General features: G+C 74.9%; 19 protein-coding genes. 2 read left to right on the top strand and 17 right to left on the bottom strand.

The annotated features are described in order from the left end of the window. The coding region (locus AB6N24_RS19350) for an FAD-dependent oxidoreductase (RefSeq protein WP_412871005.1) at positions 1-504 on the top strand (504 nt) is incomplete at its 5' end. A 170-nt stretch (positions 505-674) separates the two neighbouring features. On the opposite strand, the gene dxr is transcribed toward AB6N24_RS19350, so the two are convergent. From dxr to rpsB, 8 genes are all read right to left on the bottom strand, one after another. Continuing rightward, a complete protein-coding gene (gene dxr / locus AB6N24_RS19345; protein ID WP_412871004.1) occupies positions 675-1,865 on the bottom strand; it encodes a 1-deoxy-D-xylulose-5-phosphate reductoisomerase in 1,191 nt (396 codons plus the stop codon). Between the two features lie 104 nt (positions 1,866-1,969). Continuing rightward, entirely contained in the window at positions 1,970-2,524 is a 555-nt protein-coding gene (locus tag AB6N24_RS19340; protein WP_412871003.1) for a DivIVA domain-containing protein, read from the bottom strand. Further along, the gene (gene rlmN / locus AB6N24_RS19335) at positions 2,521-3,648 is read right to left on the bottom strand and encodes a dual-specificity RNA methyltransferase RlmN (RefSeq protein ID WP_183297783.1); all 1,128 of its coding nucleotides are present in this window, start codon (positions 3,646-3,648) and stop codon (positions 2,521-2,523) included. The genes AB6N24_RS19340 and rlmN overlap by 4 nt, the downstream gene beginning before the upstream one ends. 39 nt (positions 3,649-3,687) lie before the next feature. Further along, entirely contained in the window at positions 3,688-4,554 is an 867-nt protein-coding gene (locus tag AB6N24_RS19330) for a phosphatidate cytidylyltransferase (RefSeq protein WP_412871002.1), read from the bottom strand. Then, entirely contained in the window at positions 4,554-5,111 is a 558-nt protein-coding gene (gene frr / locus AB6N24_RS19325; protein WP_183297781.1) for a ribosome recycling factor, read from the bottom strand. The genes AB6N24_RS19330 and frr overlap by 1 nt, the downstream gene beginning before the upstream one ends. A 63-nt stretch (positions 5,112-5,174) precedes the next feature. After that, positions 5,175-5,918: a UMP kinase gene (gene pyrH / locus AB6N24_RS19320; RefSeq protein WP_258726675.1), complete on the bottom strand. Its 744-nt coding sequence runs from the start codon at positions 5,916-5,918 to the stop codon at positions 5,175-5,177. Positions 5,919-6,016: 98 nt separating this feature from the next. Continuing rightward, complete coding sequence (gene tsf / locus AB6N24_RS19315) at positions 6,017-6,856, bottom strand: translation elongation factor Ts (protein WP_412871001.1); 840 nt, start codon at positions 6,854-6,856, stop codon at positions 6,017-6,019. A gap of 43 nt (positions 6,857-6,899) precedes the next feature. Then, positions 6,900-7,916: a 30S ribosomal protein S2 gene (gene rpsB / locus AB6N24_RS19310; RefSeq protein WP_412871000.1), complete on the bottom strand. Its 1,017-nt coding sequence runs from the start codon at positions 7,914-7,916 to the stop codon at positions 6,900-6,902. Positions 7,917-8,319: 403 nt separating this feature from the next. Between rpsB and AB6N24_RS19305 the strand changes: the two genes are divergently transcribed. After that, positions 8,320-8,949, top strand: coding sequence for a M23 family metallopeptidase (locus AB6N24_RS19305; protein ID WP_412870999.1), 630 nt, complete (start codon positions 8,320-8,322; stop codon positions 8,947-8,949). Between the two features lie 188 nt (positions 8,950-9,137). Here AB6N24_RS19305 and whiG read toward each other — a convergent pair whose 3' ends face one another. The 9 genes from whiG to rplS form a co-directional block, all read right to left on the bottom strand. Then, positions 9,138-10,103, bottom strand: a complete 966-nt coding sequence (whiG, locus tag AB6N24_RS19300; protein WP_412870998.1) for an RNA polymerase sigma factor WhiG — start codon at positions 10,101-10,103, stop codon at positions 9,138-9,140. Continuing rightward, positions 10,100-11,032, bottom strand: a complete 933-nt coding sequence (locus tag AB6N24_RS19295) for a tyrosine recombinase XerC (RefSeq protein WP_412870997.1) — start codon at positions 11,030-11,032, stop codon at positions 10,100-10,102. The genes whiG and AB6N24_RS19295 overlap by 4 nt, the downstream gene beginning before the upstream one ends. A gap of 306 nt (positions 11,033-11,338) precedes the next feature. Further along, on the bottom strand, positions 11,339-12,475 hold the full coding sequence (gene dprA, locus AB6N24_RS19290) for a DNA-processing protein DprA (protein ID WP_412870996.1): 1,137 nt from the start codon (positions 12,473-12,475) through the stop codon (positions 11,339-11,341). Between the two features lie 389 nt (positions 12,476-12,864). Further along, positions 12,865-14,403, bottom strand: coding sequence for a YifB family Mg chelatase-like AAA ATPase (locus AB6N24_RS19285; RefSeq protein ID WP_412870995.1), 1,539 nt, complete (start codon positions 14,401-14,403; stop codon positions 12,865-12,867). Then, entirely contained in the window at positions 14,400-14,759 is a 360-nt protein-coding gene (locus AB6N24_RS19280) for a YraN family protein (RefSeq protein ID WP_412870994.1), read from the bottom strand. Before AB6N24_RS19280 ends, AB6N24_RS19285 begins: the two co-directional genes overlap by 4 nt. Positions 14,760-14,956: 197 nt before the next feature. Further along, positions 14,957-15,280 carry a DUF2469 domain-containing protein gene (locus AB6N24_RS19275; protein WP_034628486.1) on the bottom strand — a complete coding sequence of 108 codons (324 nt, stop codon included), beginning with the start codon at positions 15,278-15,280 and terminating at the stop codon, positions 14,957-14,959. 73 nt (positions 15,281-15,353) lie between these two features. Then, a complete protein-coding gene (gene rnhB, locus AB6N24_RS19270; protein WP_412871006.1) occupies positions 15,354-16,154 on the bottom strand; it encodes a ribonuclease HII in 801 nt (266 codons plus the stop codon). 266 nt (positions 16,155-16,420) lie between these two features. Continuing rightward, entirely contained in the window at positions 16,421-17,185 is a 765-nt protein-coding gene (gene lepB, locus AB6N24_RS19265; RefSeq protein ID WP_412870993.1) for a signal peptidase I, read from the bottom strand. Between the two features lie 196 nt (positions 17,186-17,381). Then, positions 17,382-17,747, bottom strand: a complete 366-nt coding sequence (gene rplS, locus AB6N24_RS19260; protein ID WP_258726665.1) for a 50S ribosomal protein L19 — start codon at positions 17,745-17,747, stop codon at positions 17,382-17,384. Positions 17,748-18,083 lie beyond the last annotated feature (336 nt).

Genomic DNA, 18,083 nt, shown 5'->3' with positions numbered 1-18,083 from the left:
GCGCCGGCGGGCCCGGGCGGTCGCGGCACCAGCGCCTGGCGCAGAGGCGGTCGCGGCACAGGCGGTCGCGGGAGCGGCGCTGACGTCGCGGGACATCCCGCGGCGGGCGACGTCGAGCGCCTGCGGGCTCGTCTCCTCGACCTGCTCCCCGGCGCCGCCGGGGCGCACGTGACGCACGCGTGGTGCGCGCCGGTCGCCGTGACGAGCGACGGGGTGCCGCGCGTCGGGCTCGACCGGGAGACCGGGCTCGGCTGGGTCACCGGCTTCGGCCGTGACGGCGTCGCGGCAGCCAACCTGGCCGGGCGGACGCTGGCGGACCTCGTGACCGGGAACCTCTCGGAGCTCACCCGGCTGCCGTGGGTCGACCACGAGAGCGCACGGCCGTCGCCGACGACGGTGAGCCGGACCGGGCTCACGCTCGCGTCCCGCCTCGGCCGGCTCGCGGACGCGGTGGAGGCACGGACCGGGCGGGAGAGCCCCACGCTGCCCCTCGTCCCGTGGTGAGCGGGTGCCCCGCGCCGCCATGCGCGCCGTCGTGACCGGAGGCCCGGCGCGGCCCTGCGCCCCGTCGCGACCGGGAGCCCGGCGCCGCCCCGCACCCCGTCGTGAGCGGAAGCCCGGCGAGAGCCAGGGCTCACCGCGTAGCCCGTCGGGGTGGGTGCGGACGACCGCGGTCAGCGCCGGGCCAGCACCTCGTGCGCGCGGGCCCGCGCCCACGTCTCGGCCTCGAGCACGTCGTCGAGCCGCACGTCGGCGGGTGCGGTCCCGCTGTGCTCCGCCAGGACCCGCTCGACGGTCGCGACGATGTCGAGGAAGCAGATCCGCCCCGCGAGGAACGCCGCGACGCACTCCTCGTTGGCGGCGTTGAGCACCGCGGGGTGCGTCGCCGAGGCCGCGACGGCCGCCCGCGCGAGCGCGACGGCCCCGAAGACCTCCTCGTCGAGCGGCTCGAACGTCCACGACGTCGCCTGCGTCCAGTCGCACGCCGGCGCGGCGTCCGCGACCCGGTCCGGCCAGGACAGGCCCAGCGCGATGGGCAGGCGCATGTCCGGGGGCGACGCCTGCGCGATCGTCGAGCCGTCGACGAACTCGACCATCGAGTGCACGACCGACTGGGGGTGCACGACCACCGTGATGTCCTCGACGGCCACGTCGAACAGCAGGTGCGCCTCGATGAGCTCGAGGCCCTTGTTCATGAGCGTCGCCGAGTTCACCGTGACGACCGGGCCCATCGACCACGTCGGGTGGTGCAGCGCCTGCTCCGCCGTCACGGCCTTGAGGTCGTCGCGGTCGCGCCCGCGGAACGGCCCGCCCGACGCGGTCAGCACGAGCCGGCGCACCTCGCGCGCCGCACCCGAGCGCAGCGCCTGGGCGATCGCCGAGTGCTCCGAGTCGACCGGCACGATCTGGTCGGACCGCTGCTGGGCCGCGCGCACGAGCCGCCCGCCGACGACGAGGGACTCCTTGTTGGCGAGCGCCAGGGTGCTGCCCGCCGCGAGCGCCGCGAGCGTCGGCCCCAGCCCGACCGAGCCGGTGATGCCGTTGAGCACGACGTCGGCCCCCCGCTCCGCGAGCCGTGTCGCCGCGTCCGGCCCGGTCAGCACCTCGACGCCGAGCTGACGCAGCCCTGCGTCAGCGCTGGCGCGCGTCAGCTCCGCGAAGAGCGGGCCGGCGGCCGCGGGGTCGGCGACCGCGACGGCCTCGACGCCGAGCTCGATCGCCTGACGCGCGAGCGCGGCGGGGTCCGCTCCCCCGGCGCTCAGGCCCGTGACCCGGAACCGGTCGGGGTTGCGGCGGACGACGTCGACGGCCTGGGTCCCGATGGACCCGGTCGACCCGAGCAGGAGGACGGTGCGCTGGCTCACCCGGCCATCATCCCTGGTCCGCCGGTGCGCTCCGTGCACTCCGGGGTGCAGGAGCACCGACGTCGACGGACGGCGGCGCCCGGCGTGGTCGGCGCGGGCTCAGCTCACTCCGCGCCGAGGATGACCTCGACCGCGCGGTCCAGGAACGCGTCGACCGGCGCCTCGGCGTACCCCGCGCGGCCGTTGCGGCGTCGGAAGGTCGCCGAGCGCAGCTCCTGCGCGGTGAGCGGCTGACCCTTGTCGAAGTAGGCGACGAGCCGGTGGCACAGGTCGTCGACGTCCGCGGGCTCGTAGCCCGGCTGGCGGCCGTGCGGCGGGGCGAAGCGCTCCCCGTCGGGCCGCGTGAGCCGCCCGTACAGCGTGCGCGCCTGCTCGGCGAGCCGGTCCATCCAGGCCTGCTGCCCGTGCTCGGCCACGAAGTCGGCCCGGGCCCGCGCCACGAACGCCGCCTCGAGCCGGTCGAGCGCCGCGTCGACCGCCGACGTCACGTACCCGCGGCGCACCATGTCGAACGCGACCGTCCGGACGTCCCGCCCCGACAGGGCACCGGCGGGACCCTTCTCGTACACGGCGCGCGCGTGCTCGAAGAAGTCGTCCACCTCGTCGGGGTCGTAACCGGTGCGCAGGCCCGAGACGGTCCGGAACATGACGTCGCTCACCCTTCCTCATCGGCTGCGAGCTGGCCGCACGCGCCGTCGATGTCACTCCCCCGAGTGTCACGGATCGTCGTCGGGATGCCGTGCGCGCGCAAGCGTGCCACGAACTCGGCCTCGACCGCGGGATCGCTCGCCGTCCAGATCGACCCCGGTGTCGGGTTGAGCGGGATCGGGTTGCAGTGCACCCAGCCCTTGCCCCGGGCGTTGAGCTTCTCGCCCAGCATGTCGGCGCGCCACGCGTGGTCGTTCATGTCGCGGATGAGCGCGTACTCGATCGACACGCGGCGCCCGGTCACCTGGAAGTAGCGGTACGCGGCGTCGAGCGTCTGGTCGACGCTCCACCGGGTGTTGACCGGCACGAGGGTGTCGCGCAGCTCGTCGTCCGGGGCGTGCATCGACACGGCGAGGGTCACCGGGATGCCCTCGTTCGTGAGCTTCTCGATCGCGGGGACGAGGCCGACGGTCGAGACGGTGATGTTGCGCGCCGACATGCCCAGGCCGTCGGGTGCGGGGGCGACGAGGCGCCGCACCGTCTCCATGACCGCCTTGTAGTTCGCGAGCGGCTCGCCCATGCCCATGAACACGAGGTTCGACAGCCGCGTCGGACCGCCCGGGATCTCACCGTCCGCGAGCGAGCGTGCCGCCGCGCGGACCTGCTCGACGATCTCCGCGGTCGACAGGTTGCGGGTCAGGCCCAGCTGGCCCGTCGCGCAGAACGGGCACGCCATGCCGCAGCCGGCCTGGCTCGAGACGCACAGCGTCGACCGGTTCGGGTACCGCATGAGCACCGACTCGACCTTGGCGCCGTCGAACAGGTGCCACAGCGTCTTGACGGTCGTGCCGCCGTCGGCCTGGAGCGTGCGCGCCGCGGTCAGCAGCTGCGGGAACAGCTCGGCGGCGAGCGTGTCGCGGCTCGCCTTCGGCAGGTCCGTCATCTCCGCCGGGTCGGACGTCAGGTGCGTGAAGTAGTGCGTCGCGAGCTGCTTGGCCCGGAACGGCTTCTCGCCGAGGGCCGTGACGGCCTCGACCCGCTGCTCGGGCGTGAGGTCGACGAAGTGGCGCGGCGGCTTGCCGCGGGCGCCGCGCGTCGGCGCGGACATGTTCAGGGTGACGGGTGTCCCGCTCATGACGGGCACCCCCTCTCGGGGTTCGGGGTGGTGCGCCGCTCAGACGACCGGCTGGAGCACGGTGAGGATCAGGTAGACGACCGGGGCCGTGAGGAGCATCGAGTCCAGGCGGTCGAGCAGACCGCCGTGGCCCGGGAGCAACGAGCCCATGTCCTTGAGCTCGAGGTCACGCTTGAGCAGCGACTCGGACAGGTCACCGAGCGAGGCCGTGACGACCGTCGCGACGCCGAGCGCCACACCGACGAGCGGCGCGCCGTCGAACAGCGCGCCGATCCCGACGACGCCGACGAGGCACGCCAGGACGAGCGAGCCGATCAGGCCCTCCCACGTCTTCTTCGGGCTGACCGAGGGCGCGAGCGGGTGCCGGCCGATCAGCACCCCGACGACGTAGCCGCCGGTGTCGCTCGCGACGCAGAGCAGGATGAACAGCAGGACGCGGAAAGCGCCGTCCGGCTGGGCGAGCAGGAGCATCACGAAGCCCGCCATGAACGGCAGGTACGCGGACGCGAACGCCGCCCCCGTCGCGTCCCGCAGCGCCGGCGCGCCGCTGCCGTCGAGCACGCGCCAGACGACCGCGCCACCGACCGTCAGCAGGAACGCGACGAACGCCGCCTCCGCCCCGGCCATGTACGCCGAGACGAGGATCCCGACGTCCCCGACCAGGAGGGGCAGGAGGGGCAGGTGGATCCCGCGCCGGGCGAAGGCCTGGGCGAGCTCCCACAGCCCGGCGCCGACCGCGAGCACCGCGAGGACGAGGAAGCCCTCCTTGCGGACGAACAGCGAGGCGCCGACGACCGCGAGGAGCGTCAGCCCCACCACGACGGCGACGGGCAGGTCTCGGCCCGTGCGCGAGACCCCGGGCGTGCGGGGTGCGCTGGCGGCGGCGAGACGGGCGTTCTGGGGCATCAGACCTCGAGCAGCTCGTTCTCCTTGGCGGCGAGAACCGTGTCGATCGCGTCGACGTGCCGCTTGGTCAGCTGCTCGAGCTCCTTCTCCGCGCGACCGACCTCGTCCTCGCCCGCTTCGCCGTCCTTCGCGATGCGGTCGAGCTCCTCCTTGGCGCGCCGGCGGATGTTGCGCACCGAGATGCGCGCGTCCTCGGCCTTGGTCCGGGCGAGCTTGACGTAGTCCTTGCGGCGCTCCTGCGTGAGCGCCGGGAGCACGACGCGGATGACGTTGCCGTCGTTCGTCGGGTTGACGCCCAGGTCGGAGTCGCGCAGGGCCTTCTCGACCGCGCTCGACGACGACTTGTCGAACGGCGTGATGAGGATCGTGCGCGCCTCGGTCACGTTGAACGACGCGAGCTGCTGCAGCGGGGTGGGGCTGCCGTAGTAGTCGACGAAGATCTTCGAGAACATGGCGGCGTTCGCCCGGCCCGTGCGGATCGTCGCGAAGTCCTCCTTGGCGACCTCGATCGCCTTGTCCATCTTTTCCTCGGCCTCGAGGAGGGTCTCGTCGATCACCGGTGCTCCTTCATGTGCTCGGGGGGTGCGGTCGTGCGGGTGGTCGTGCGGCGCGGGCGCCCGTCAGTCGACGGTGACCAGCGTGCCGATCTTCTCACCCTGCAGCGCGCGCGTGACGTTGCCGGGCTCCATGCCGAACACGCGCATCCGCACGTCGTTGTCACGGCACAGGCTGATGGCCGTGGCGTCCATGACGCCGAGGTCGTTGACGAGCGCGTCCGTGTAGGTCAGGTGGTCGAGCTTGACCGCCGTGGGGTCCGTGCGCGGGTCCGCGGTGTAGACGCCGTCCACGCCGTTCTTCCCCATGAGCACCTCCTGGCAGTGCGTCTCGAGCGCGCGCTGCACGGAGACGGTGTCCGTCGAGAAGAACGGCATGCCCGCGCCGGCGCCGAAGATGACGACGCGGCCCTTCTCCATGTGCCGGATCGCCCGCAGCGGGATGTACGGCTCGGCGACCTGACCCATCGTGATCGCGGTCTGGACGCGCGTGCTGACACCCGCCTGCTCGAGGAAGTCCTGGAGTGCCAGGCAGTTCATGACCGTGCCGAGCATGCCCATGTAGTCGGCCCGGGCGCGGTCGATGCCGCGCTGCGCGAGCTCGGCGCCGCGGAAGAAGTTGCCGCCGCCGACGACGATCGCGACCTGCACGCCGCTGCGCACCGCCACGGCGATCTCGGCCGCGACCCGCTGGACGACGTCGGGGGCGAGGCCGACGGCGCCGCCGCCGAACATCTCGCCCGAGAGCTTGAGCAGGACCCGGCGAGGAAGGACGCCGTCCTGGTCCGGTGCGGTCACGTCCTGGCCCACGGTGCCTCCTGCTGTGCTCGACGTGCTCGGTCTGGGGTGCTCGTGCCGGTGGCCCCGGCCCGTGGTCGGGCCGGGGCCACCGGGGGTCGCGTCGGTGCTCAGGCGCCGACGCGGAACCGCACGAACGCCGTGACGGTGCCGCCGGCCTCGGTGAGGACCTGGCCGACCGTCTTCTTCGGGTCCTTGGCGAACGCCTGCTCGAGCAGGACGTTCTCCTTGAAGTAGCCGTTCAGGCGACCCTCGATGATCTTCGGGAGCGCGGCCTCGGGCTTGCCCTCGTTGCGCGCGGTCTCCTCGGCGATGTGACGCTCCGAGGCGACCGTCTCCTCGGCGACCTCGTCACGCGTGAGGAACGTCGGGGAGTACGCCGCGATGTGCGTCGCGATGTCGCGCGCCACCGAGGCGCCCGCCGCGTCGGTCGCCACGAGGACGCCGACCTGCGGGGGCAGGTCCTTGTTGACCTTGTGCAGGTAGACCTCGACGTGCTCGCCGGTGACGCGCGCCACGCGGCGCACGACGACCTTCTCGCCGAGCGTGGCGGCCGTCTCGTCGACGACCGACTGCAGCGAGGAGCCGTCGACGTCCGAGGCGAGGAGCGCCTCGGCGTCCGCAGCACCCGACGCGACGGCGGCCGCGAGGACCTTGTCGGCGAGCGCGATGAACGTCGTGTTCTTCGCGACGAAGTCGGTCTCCGAGTTGACCTCGACGAGCACGCCCGTCTGGCCCTGGCCGTCGGCCGCGACGTTCGCCGCGACGAGACCGTCGGAGGCCGAGCGGCCCTCACGCTTGCCGACACCCTTGAGGCCCTTGACGCGGATGATCTCGAGCGCCTTGTCGGCGTCGCCCTCCGCCTCCTCGAGCGCCTTCTTGACGTCGAGCATCCCCGCGCCGGTCTTCTCGCGGAGCGCCTTGATGTCAGCGAGGCTGTAGTTCGCCATCAGTCTGTGTCCGTCCTTGTCGTCAGATGGGGATGGGTGCGCGTCACTTGGACGCGGCGTCACCCTCGTTGGCGGGCGTGGCGACGTCCGGGACGTCGATCGCGGGGGCGGCGTCCTGGCCGGGGGCCTCGGCGGCCTCGCCGGCCGGCGTGGAGTCGTCCCCGACGGTCTCGGCTGCCTGGGCGGCGGCGTCCGTGGCGGCGACGACGGGCTCCGTGCCGGCCTCGGTGGTCTCCGCGTGGGCGGCCTCGGTCGGGGTGGTCGCCCCGCCCGCGATGTCGGCCTCGGCACCGGCGAGGAGCTCGCGCTCCCACTCGGCGAGCGGCTCGGCGTCGGCGGCAGCCGCGTCCGTGCCGCCGCTGCGGCCCGAGTGACGCTGCATGAGGCCCTCGGCCGCGGCGTCCGCGATGACGCGGGTCAGCAGCGAGACGGCGCGGATCGCGTCGTCGTTGCCCGGGATCTTGTAGTCGACGACGTCCGGGTCGCAGTTCGTGTCGAGGATCGCGACGATCGGGATGCCGAGCTTGCGCGCCTCGTCGACCGCGAGGTGCTCCTTGTTCGTGTCGACGATCCAGATCGCCGAGGGCACCTTCGTCATGTCCCGGATGCCGCCGAGCGTCTTGGCGAGCTTGTCGCGCTCGCGACGCATGATGAGGAGCTCCTTCTTGGTGAAGGCGCTGCCCGCGACGTCGTCGAAGTCGACGAGCTCGAGCTCCTTGAGGCGCTGGAGCCGCTTGTTGACGGTCTGGAAGTTGGTGAGCATGCCACCGAGCCAGCGCTGGTTGACGTAGGGCATGCCCACGCGCGCGGCCTGCTCGGCGACGGGCTCCTGCGCCTGCTTCTTCGTGCCGACGAAGAGGATCGTGCCGCCGTGCGCGACCGTCTCCTTGACGAAGTTGTAGGCGCTGTCGATGTACGTCAGCGACTGCTGCAGGTCGACGATGTAGATGCCGTTGCGCTCGGTGAAGATGAAGCGCTTCATCTTGGGGTTCCAGCGGCGGGTCTGGTGCCCGAAGTGGACACCGCTCTCGAGCAGCTGGCGCATGGTCACGACGGCCATGGCACGTCCTTCCGGCGCGCGCCCGTGGGCACGCGCGTCTGGGCGGGTCCCACGCCGGGGACCCGCGTTCTCGGTTGTCGGCCCCGACCGGTCGGTCGTTGCCCCTGGCGCCACGTCGCTGCTGGCGCCGGGCTGCGAGCCCGGACCGGTGCCAGCGCCGACCCTCGTGCCCGTGCCTGACCGCACCCGGAACCGGGTGCGTGCCTGCGGGGCGGAGATGATGACGCGCGATGTCGACCGGCACGTACCGGTCGCGAGCGTCAGTCTAGCGGACGGTCGCCGAGGTCTCGGCCACGCGCCCCGGCGGGCCTGCGCCACCCCCAGCCCGGGACTCGTGCGGTCGCGAGGCGGACGCTCGGGGCACCGGGCCCTCGGCGGTCGGCGTGCGGGCAGGGTCGTCGCCATGGACAGCCCGAGCACGACCCTCCGCAGGACGACCCCCGCCCGGTGCCCCGCGGTACCGGCGAGCGGCGCGCGCCCGCTCCCCCGGCTCCGGCCCGGTGGCGCGCTGCGGGCGGCGCTCCTCGGGGTCGCGCTCGCGGTGCCGCTCGCCACCGTGGCTGCCGGGCAGGTCGCGGCGGGACCTGCCGTCGACCCGGGCAACCAGGTCGACCCCGGCTACACGTTCCCCCTGCACGAGCCGGTCGAGGTCGTGCGCGAGTTCGACGCGCCCGCGGAGCGCTGGCTCAGCGGGCACCGCGGCGTCGACCTGCGGGCCGCCCCCGGGGACCCCGTGCTGGCGCCCGCCCCGGGCGTCGTGACGTTCGCGGGCCCCGTCGCGGGGCGCGTCGTCCTGACGCTGCGGCACCCGGACGGTCGCCGGTCGAGCGTCGAGCCGGTCACCCCGTCCGTGGCCACGGGCGACGTGGTCGCGCAAGGTTCGGTCCTGGGTCAGGTCGGCGGCGACCCGAGCCACTGCGCGCCCGCCACGTGCCTGCACTGGGGCGTACGGACGTCCGACGACGCGTACGTCGACCCGCTCACGCTGCTGGCCGGGCGAGGGCCGGTGGTGCTGCTGCCGGAGGCGTCGTGACACCGGGCGCCGCTCTGCGCTGACGGCGACGGTGGCAGCGCGACTGCGCGAGTGAGGCGTCGTCGCCGGCGGGGCGTCGGAGCGCAGCGGGCGTGAGGGGTGCAGGAGCGCAGCGGCGTGACGTGGTGCACGAGCGCACCGCAGAGACGGAAGGCGCCAGGCGGCGGCCCGCGCCGCCCCCAACGCCGTCAGACGCGGTCCGACTCGGTGAGCTTCGTGCGCAGCCGCAGCATCGCGGCGGTGTGCATCTGCGAGATCCGGGACTCGGTGACGCCGAGCACCCGGCCGATCTCGGCGAGGGTCATGCCCTCGTAGTAGTAGAGGACCAGCACGATCTTCTCGCGCTCGCCGAGCTGCTCGATCGCGCGGGCCAGCAGGAACTTGGTCTCCTGCGCCTCGAACGACCCCGCCGGGTCCTGCGCGCGGTGGTCGCCGAGCGTGTCGACGAGGCTCACCTTGTCCGAGCGCTCCGACCCCGCGCCGAGCAGCTCGTCGAGCGCGACCACGTTGACGGTCGAGAGCTGGGTGAAGACGCCACGGAGCTCGCCGATGCCCATCTCCAGCCGCCCGGCGACCTCCTGCTCGCTGGGCGTGCGGTGCAGCTCGCCCTCGAGCTCGGCGTACGCACGGTCGACCGCGCGGGCCTTCGTGCGGACCGAGCGCGGGATCCAGTCCATCGCCCGCAGCTCGTCGATGATCGCGCCGCGGATGCGCGCGCTCGCGTACGTCTCGAACTTCACGGCCCGGTCCAGCGCGTACTTCTCGATCGCGTCGATGAGGCCGAACATCCCGTACGAGACGAGGTCGGCCTGCTCGACGGTGCTGGGCAGACGCATCCCGACGCGCGACGCGACGGACGTCACGAGCGGGGCGTAGTGCAGGATCAGCCGCTCGCGCAGCAGGCGGTCGCCGGTCGTCTTGAACTCACGCCACGCGGCCTCGATCGGGTCGACCTCGAGCAGGTCGACGTCGCCGGGGACCGCGGCCGGGATCGCCGGCGCGGGCACCGAGCTCAGGCGTCGGTGCGCGGGGACGACCGCAGCGGCGTGCGGCTGGGGCACGACGCCGTCGGGGGCCGTCACGCTCCGGGCGCGCTCAGCGAGGGACGCGACCGTCTCGGCCTGTGCCGTCATCGTGCTCTCCGATTCCGTCATGCTCGTGGGTGTGCCTGCTCGAACGACGAGCGGAGGCGCTCGGCCGAGACGTGCGTGTACCGCTGGGTCGTCGCGAGGCTCGCGTGACCCAGCACCTCCTGGACGCTGCGCAGGTCGGAGCCACCCTGGAGCAGGTGGGTCGCGGCGCTGTGGCGCAGGGCGTGCGGGGCGATGTCGTCGACGCCGGCGAGCGCGGCGAGGTCGTGGGCGACGGCTCGCAGCTGGCGCTGGTCGACGCGGCCTCCGCGACGGCCGAGGAGCAGCGCCGGCTCGGTGCCGCCCGCGGCGAGGACCGGACGGCCGGTCGCGAGCCAGGCCTCGACGGCCTCGGCTGCCGGGAGCCCGAACGGGACGACGCGCTCCTTGTCGCCCTTGCCGACGACGTGCAGCGTGCGCTCGGCGACGTCGACGTCGCTCACGTCGGCCCGGCAGAGCTCGCCGACGCGGGCGCCCGTGGCGTAGAGCAGCTCGAGGGCGGCCCAGTCCCGCAGGTGCACCGGGTCGGCGTCGTCGGCGCGCGTGCGGGCGACCTCGAGCAGGCGGGCGGCGTCGTCGACCGCGAGGACCGTGGGGAGCGCGACGGTCGGGCGTGCGCTCGCGAGCCGCAGCGCCGGGTCCGTCGCGACGCGGCCGGTGCGGACGGCCCAGTCGAAGAACGTGCGGACGGAGGCGCCGCGGCGGGCGAGCGTCGCCCGGCTGCGCTGGGCCGAGGACATGGCGGCGAGCCAGCCGCGCAGCACCGTCAGGTCGATCTCGCCGAGCTCCGTGCGGCCGTGCCGTGCGGCGTGGGCGAGGAGGTGCTCGACGTCGCTCACGTAGGCCCGGACGGTGTGGTCCGAGAGGCCTCGCTGAGCGCGGAGGTGAAGCGCGAAGTCGGCCGTGAGCCGGACGGCCGGAGCCGCCTCCGTGACCCCCGTCGCCGTCTGCATGTCCCTACCGTGACTGGTCACACGGGTGGCCCACAAGCGGGCCCGCACACAGTTCACCCTCTCCGCGGCTCAACCGTCGCACTTGTCCGGATTTGGACATGGGCATCTGTCCAGTTCGGCCCGCGACGTCGATGTGAGCGGTCTCACGAGGCGGACGGGACGGGCGCGGGCACCCGTGCCGACCGCCCACCCGGACGGGTCAGACCGTGCACCGACGCGCGCCACCGGGCGGCCTCGTCCGTGCACCCACCGAGTCGTCGGCAGGGTGCGCCCGCAGCGGTCGCCGCGCGGCGAGGCACGAACCCTTCACGTCGCCGCGCGGGTCCGGCGCCACCCCGTCGCGCGCAGCTCGGCGAGACCGGCGAGCTCGAGGGTCCCGAGCGCGCCGCGGACGTCCGCCGGCGACAGCCCGGCGCGACGCGCGAGCGCGTCGACGTCGGCCGCCGAGCGCAGGGACAGCGCGTCGAGCACGCGGTCCGCGAGCCAGTCGAGACCGTCGTGCGGGCGGGTGTCCTCGGGTCGGTCCTCGCGCGCCGGACCGAGCGGCCCCGCGAGCTCGAGCACCTCGGCCACGTCCGTCACGCAGATCGCCGACCCCTCGCGCAGCAGACGGTGGCAGCCGGCGGAGGCCATCGACGTCACAGGCCCCGGAACGGCACCGAGCGGGCGCAGGAGCGCTGCGGCGTGGTGAGCGGTGCTCAGGGCGCCCGAGCGCCACGCGGCCTCCACGACGACCGTCGCCCTGCTCACCGCGGCGATCAGGCGGTTGCGCATCAGGAACCTGCTGCGGCTCGGGACGCCCCCGGGCGGCACCTCGCTGACCACGGAGCCACCTTGCTCCAGGACGCGTTCCAGCAGCGCCGCGTTGCCTGCCGGGTAGGCGCGGTCGACCCCTCCGGCGAGGAGCGCGACAGTCGGCCCGCCACCCGTCAGCGCCCCGCGGTGCGCGGCGGCGTCGATCCCGTACGCGCCACCGGACACCACGCACACGCCCGCGGCGGCGAGCCCGTCCGCGAGGTCGGCCGCGACCCGTTCGCCGTACGCGGTCGAGGCGCGGGCGCCCACGAGCGCGACGGAGCGGGCGAGCAGGCGGTCGGGTTCCGGCGCGCCACGGAGCCAGAGGCCCAGCGGTGCGGCCGCGCCGAGGTCGTCGAGACCGGTCGGCCACCCGGGGGCGCCCGGATACAGGAACCGCCCGCCCAGCCGGTGCACGTGCTCGATCTCCCGTGCGGGTTCGAGGACGGCGAGCCGTGGGGCCCAGCGCGCGAGGGCCGCGCCCAGACGTCGTCGCAGCGGGGCGAGCGACTCGTCGTCGCGTGCGACCAGCGTCTGCACCGCGGCCTCGGCCCGCCCGCTGGTGGCGGCCCACCGGACCCAGTCGAGCGCCTCACGCGCGCCCATGGTGTGCACGAGCGCCCCGGCGACGGTGTCCCCCGGTTCCACGAGCCGGCTCCAGGCGGCTCGCGCGAGCATCTCGTCGGCGGCGCGCTCGCGGGTGTGCGACCCCTCGGCACCGCTCCCCCCGGTGAGGGGCTCCTCGGCACCGCGCTCCCGGGCGGGCGCCTCCTCAGTGCCGCCTGCCCGCGCGCCCGGCTCCCCGGCACCGCGCTCCCGGCCGGGCGCAGCCTCAGCACGGCCTGCCCGCGCGCCCGGATCCTCGACTCCGCTCCCCGGGGCGGACGCCTTCTCGGCCGCACGCTCACGCGCGCCCGGCTCCCCGGCACCGCTCCCCCGCGCGCCCGGCGCCCCCGCACCGCTCCCCCTCGCGCCCGGCGCTCCCGCACCGCTCCCCCTCACGTCCGGCGCCTCCGCACCGCTCCCCGGAGCGCCCGTCATGCCGCTGCCTGCCCTCGGGTCCGCAGCAGCAGCGCGTGACCGACGTCCGTGCGGTTCGGCGCGTCCCGGCCCGCGAGGTCGGCGAGCGTCCACGCGACCCGCAGGACGCGGTCGACGCCGCGCAGGCTGAGCAGTCCGCGGTCGAACGCGCGGTCGAGGTCGAGCACCAGGGCGCGGTCGGGCCCGAGCCGCGCGCGCAGCCAGCGTCCCGGCACATCGGCGTTGGTGCGCCACGCGGTCCCGGCCAGGCGCTCCGACTGCGCCGCACGCGCCTGCGCGACCCGGGCGGCCACGACGGCGGTGCTCTCCGCCACGGCTGCGCCGGCGAGAGCCGCCCGGGACACCGGCTGCACGTCCACCTGGAGGTCGACGCGGTCGAGCAGGGGGCCCGAGAGCTTGCTGAAGTAGCGACGGCGCTGCTCCGAGCGGCACGTGCAGTCGAGCCCCTTGCCGACGGCACGCCCGCAGGGGCACGGGTTGGCGGCCATGACGAGCTGGAAGCGCGCCGGGTACCGCGCGACCCCGGCGGCGCGGTGCAGCACGAGCTCCCCGTGCTCGAGCGGCTGGCGCAGCGTCTGGAGCACGGCGGTCGAGAACTCGGGCGCCTCGTCCATGAAGAGCACCCCGCGGTGGGCCCGGGACGCGGCGCCGGGGCGGGGGACGCCCGAGCCGCCACCGACGATGCTCGCCGGCGTCGCCGTGTGGTGCGGGTCCTCGTAGGGCGGGCGGCGCACGAGCCCGCCGCGCGGGTCGAAGGTTCCGGCGACCGAGTGCACGGCGGTGACCTCGACCGCCTCGGCCTCCGTGAGGTCGGGCAGGAGCCCCGGCAGCCGGGCGGCGAGCATCGTCTTGCCCGCACCCGGCGGACCGACCATGAGCAGGTGGTGCCCGCCCGCCGCCGCCACCTCGAGGGCGACCCGGGCGTCGTCCTGCCCGAGCACGTCGGCGAGGTCCGCCGCCGGCCCGGCCGAGCCCGGCTCGAGGTGCTCCGCACCCACCGCGACGACGTCCGGGACCTCCAGGTCCGCTCCGTAGCGGTGGGCCACCTCCGCGAGGCTGCGGGCGCCGATGACGCGCGCGCCCGGGACGAGCAGGGCCTCGGCCTCGTTGGCGGCAGGAACGACGACGTGGGGGTGACCGGCCTGCACCGCGGCGGCCACCGCGGGCAGGACGCCGCGGACGGGCCGCAGGCGCCCGTCGAGCCCGAGCTCGCCGAGGTGCACGACCCCGGCCACCGCCTCGGGACGCACGAGCCCCGCGCCGGCGAGCGTCGCGACCGCGATCGCCAGGTCGAACGCCGAGCCGGACTTCGGCAGCGTCGCCGGCGACAGGTTCACCGTGATCCGCCGGTTCGGCCATGCGAGCCCGCTCGACGTCACGGCCGCCCGGACGCGGTCGCGCGCCTCGGCGAGCGCGGCGTCCGGCAGCCCGACGAGCGTGAAGGCCGGGAGGGACGCCGCGAGGTGGGCCTCGACCTCCACGACGTGGCCGGTGAGCCCGCGCAGCGCGACGGCGACCGTGCGCCCGAGCGTCACCGGACCACGCCCGCGAGGTGCTCGAGCACGAGCGGCTCGCCGCGCCGCAGCAGGATCGCGATCACGTCGATGCGCACCGACGCCGGGCGCGTGTCGTGCGCCACCAGCCACTGGGCCGTCAGGCGACGGACGCGCGCGAGCTTGCGCGCGGTGACGGCCTCCGCCGGGTGCCCGAACGCGGTGCTGCGCCGGGTCTTGACCTCGACGGCCACCAGCTCGTCGCCGTCGAGCGCGACGAGGTCGAGCTCCCCGCCGTCGCCGCGCCAGTTCCGGTCGAGCACCGTCCACCCGGCGTCGCGCGCCCAGGCCGCCGCGACGTCCTCCCCGTACCTGCCGACCGCGTCCTTCGCCCGCATGGCGACCACCTCCGCGGGACACGCTCGCGGACCGCCCGGGCCCCTGGAGGGCGCGCGGCGGGGACCGCCTGCGCTCCGGCGCCGGCGCAGGGCTGTGGGTGGCCCGGAGCGGCCGCCGCAAGACCGGCGGACTCGCGGCGCGCCCCGACGTCGTCGCCCGAACGTGGGGCGTGGGACCCGAACCGCGCGAGGCCGGGTCAGCGCGAGAAGCCGGGGCCCCCGCCCAGGTCGAGCTCCGCCTTCGCGAGCTCCTCGACGTTGACGTCCTTGAACGTCACGACGCGCACCGACTTCACGAAGCGCGCGGAGCGGTACACGTCCCACACCCACGCGTCGGCGAGCGCGAGCTCGAAGTACACCTCGCCCGCGGCCGACCGCACCTGCAGGTCGACCTGGTTGGCGAGGTAGAACCGGCGCTCGGTCTCCACGACGTACGAGAAGAGCCCGACCACGTCCCGGTACTCGCGGTAGAGCGCGAGCTCCATGTCGGTCTCGTAGTTCTCGAGGTCTTCCGCACTCACCCGGTCATCATCCCCCATCGTCGGGCCCGTCCTGCGCGCAGAGGCCGGCTCGCGACCGCACCTGCTGCGAGGTTCACCCGCCCGCTGCGCACTCGTCGAGCGGCAGCCGCCAGCTCACCCGGTGCAGCGGGCTCGGCCCGTGCAGGCGCAGCGCGGCCACGTGGTCGCTCGAGCCGTACCCCTTGTTGGCGTGCCAGCCGTAGAGCGGGTGCTCTCGCGCGAGGACCGTCATCGTCTCGTCGCGCTCGCACTTGGCGAGCACGCTCGCGGCGGCGACGCTCGCGCACGTGCGGTCCGCCTTGACCATCATGCGCACCCGCGGCACGAAGCCGAGCGCCCCGATCTCGTCGTCGGCCGCCGCCCGGCTCTGCCTCGCCTCGAGGTCGTCCTCGGTCTCGGCGTCGAACAGCGCACCCTGCGCGGGCGGCGTGAGCCAGTTGTGCGATCCGTCGAGCACCACGGCGTCCACCGGGCCGACGTCCTGCGCGACGGCGCGCAGCGCCCGCGACCCCGCGAGGCGCAGGGCCGCGATGATGCCGATCGCGTCGATCTCCCGCGCCGAGGCGTGGCCGACGGCACGCGCGATCCCCCAGCGCCGCAGCGCCGGCACGAGCGCGGAGCGCGCCGCGGGGGTCAGGAGCTTGGAGTCGGTGACGCCCGGCGGGCACGCGCGCGTGCGGACGTCCACGACGACGACCCCGACGCTGACCGGACCCGCGAGGGCACCCCGGCCGACCTCGTCCATCCCCGCCACGAGCAGCGCGCCCGAGCGCAGCAGCGTGCGCTCGTGCCGCAGCGTCGGCGCGGTGCGGGCCGCCGAGGGGCGAGCCGGCGCGGTGCGGACCGGAGCGGTGCGGGTCGGAGCCGCGCCGATCGAGGCGGTGCCGGCCGGAGCCGCGCCGATCGAGGCGGTGCCGGCCGGAGCCGCGCCGATCGAGGCGGTGCCGCCCGGAGCAGTGCTGGTCGAGGTGGTGCCGGCCGAGGGCGCGCCGCTCGAAGCCGTGCCGGTCGAGGTCGCGTCGGCCGGAGCCGTGCCGGTCGAGGCCGCGCGGTCCGTCCCCGCTCCACCCGGCGAGGTGCCCGGCTCGTCGGGCCGGGCCGCCGGGGGCACGGTCGCCGTGCCGGTGAGGTCGAGCAGCGTCATGCGGGGTCCGGCACGTCCGCGAACGTGTCGGAGGGGTTCGTGAGCGTGCCGGCGCGGTCGAAGGGCCAGACGGTCACGAACGCCGTGCCGACGACGTTCTCGACGGGCATGTAGGGGCCACCCGGGGAGCCCATGTTCGCGCGCGAGTCGGCGGACGCGCCGCGGTTGTCGCCCATGAGCCACAGGGTCCCCTCGGGGACCGTGATGTCGAACGCGCTGATGCTCGGCACGGCGCCCGGGGCGAGGTACGGCTCGTCGAGGGGGACGCCGTTGACCGTGACCGGGGCCCCGTCGCCCTCGCACGCCACGTGGTCCCCGGGCAGGCCGATGATGCGCTTGATGAGGTGCTCGCCCGCGTCCTGCGGCAGCAGCCCCACGAACGTGAGCGCCTCGTTGAGCACCCTGCGGGCCTCGGTGGGCTGGGGGGTCGTCGCGCCGCTGAGCCAGCCGCCGGGGTCCTTGAACACGACGATGTCCCCGCGGCGCAGGTCGAAGGGACCCGGGCGCAGCTTGCTCACCAGCACGCGGTCGCCCTCGATGAGGGTCTCGTGCATGGACTCGCTCGGGATGAAGAACGCCTGCACGAGGAACGTCTTGACGACCAGCGACAGCAGGAGGGCGCTGACCAGGATGATCACCGACTCGCGCAGCCACGCGAGGCCGGAGCTCCGCGCAGGCTTGCGGCCGTGGTTCCGGCGCTCGGGTCTGCTGCCCTCGGGGACGGTCGTGTCGTCACGCTCCGCGGAGTCCTGGTCGGTCACCCGACCACTCTTCCATGCCGCGGCGGGTGCGGGCTCGACGTCCCACCGGCCGGTCGCGTCCGACCACCGACCGGTCGGGTCCCACGGGCGCCGACGGTCCTCCGCAGCGCGGCTGCGGGACGCCCGCGCCAGGGCCGGGACGCCGACGGGCGGCCACCGAGACCGGTGACCGCCCGTGCGAGCCGTGCGAGGTGCGTCAGGCCTTCTTGGCCGGCACCGAGTCGCGCTTCTCCTTGATCTTCGCCTTCTTGCCGCGAAGGGCGCGCAGGTAGTAGAGCTTCGCGCGACGCACGTCACCGCGCGTCACGACCTCGATCGACTCCAGGCTCGGCGAGTGCACGGGGAACATGCGCTCGACGCCGACGCCGAAGCTGACCTTGCGGACCGTGAAGGTCTCGCCGACGCCGCCGCCGTGACGCGAGATCACGACGCCCTGGAACGCCTGGATGCGGGAGCGGTTGCCCTCGACGACCTTGACGTTCACCTTGAGGGTGTCGCCCGGGCGGAAGGCGGGGATGTCGGAGCGCAGCGAGGCTGCGTCGACGGGGTCGAGCGTGTGCATGGTGTTCACTCTCTCGCGCTGCCACAGGTCAGGCGCGTCGTCGAGGGCGCTCCACCGACCTGTCAGACGGAGTCTGACCGGAGCGGGCGGGCGTCCCGATGGCTCATGGACGGTGCGTCGGACCCGGCGGACCGGGGACGAGCGGCCGTGGTCGTCTCCCCTGTGGCAGAGACGCAGCCGGTGCGCACCAACGGACCAGTCTGCCACACGGGCAGGAGCGACCGGAAGCCGCCCGGCACGCAGGCGCCCGCGGCGGACCAGCGCCGCGCCCGGCCCGGTGCCCGCCCCGGGCGCCGGGGGGGGGGGTGCTGCGGCGTGCCGAGGTGCCGGGTCAGA

The sequence above is a fragment of the Cellulomonas jepli genome (assembly GCF_047229345.1).
Classification (GTDB): Bacteria; Actinomycetota; Actinomycetes; order Actinomycetales; family Cellulomonadaceae; genus Cellulomonas_A.
This window is presented reverse-complemented; position numbering and strand designations above follow the sequence as displayed.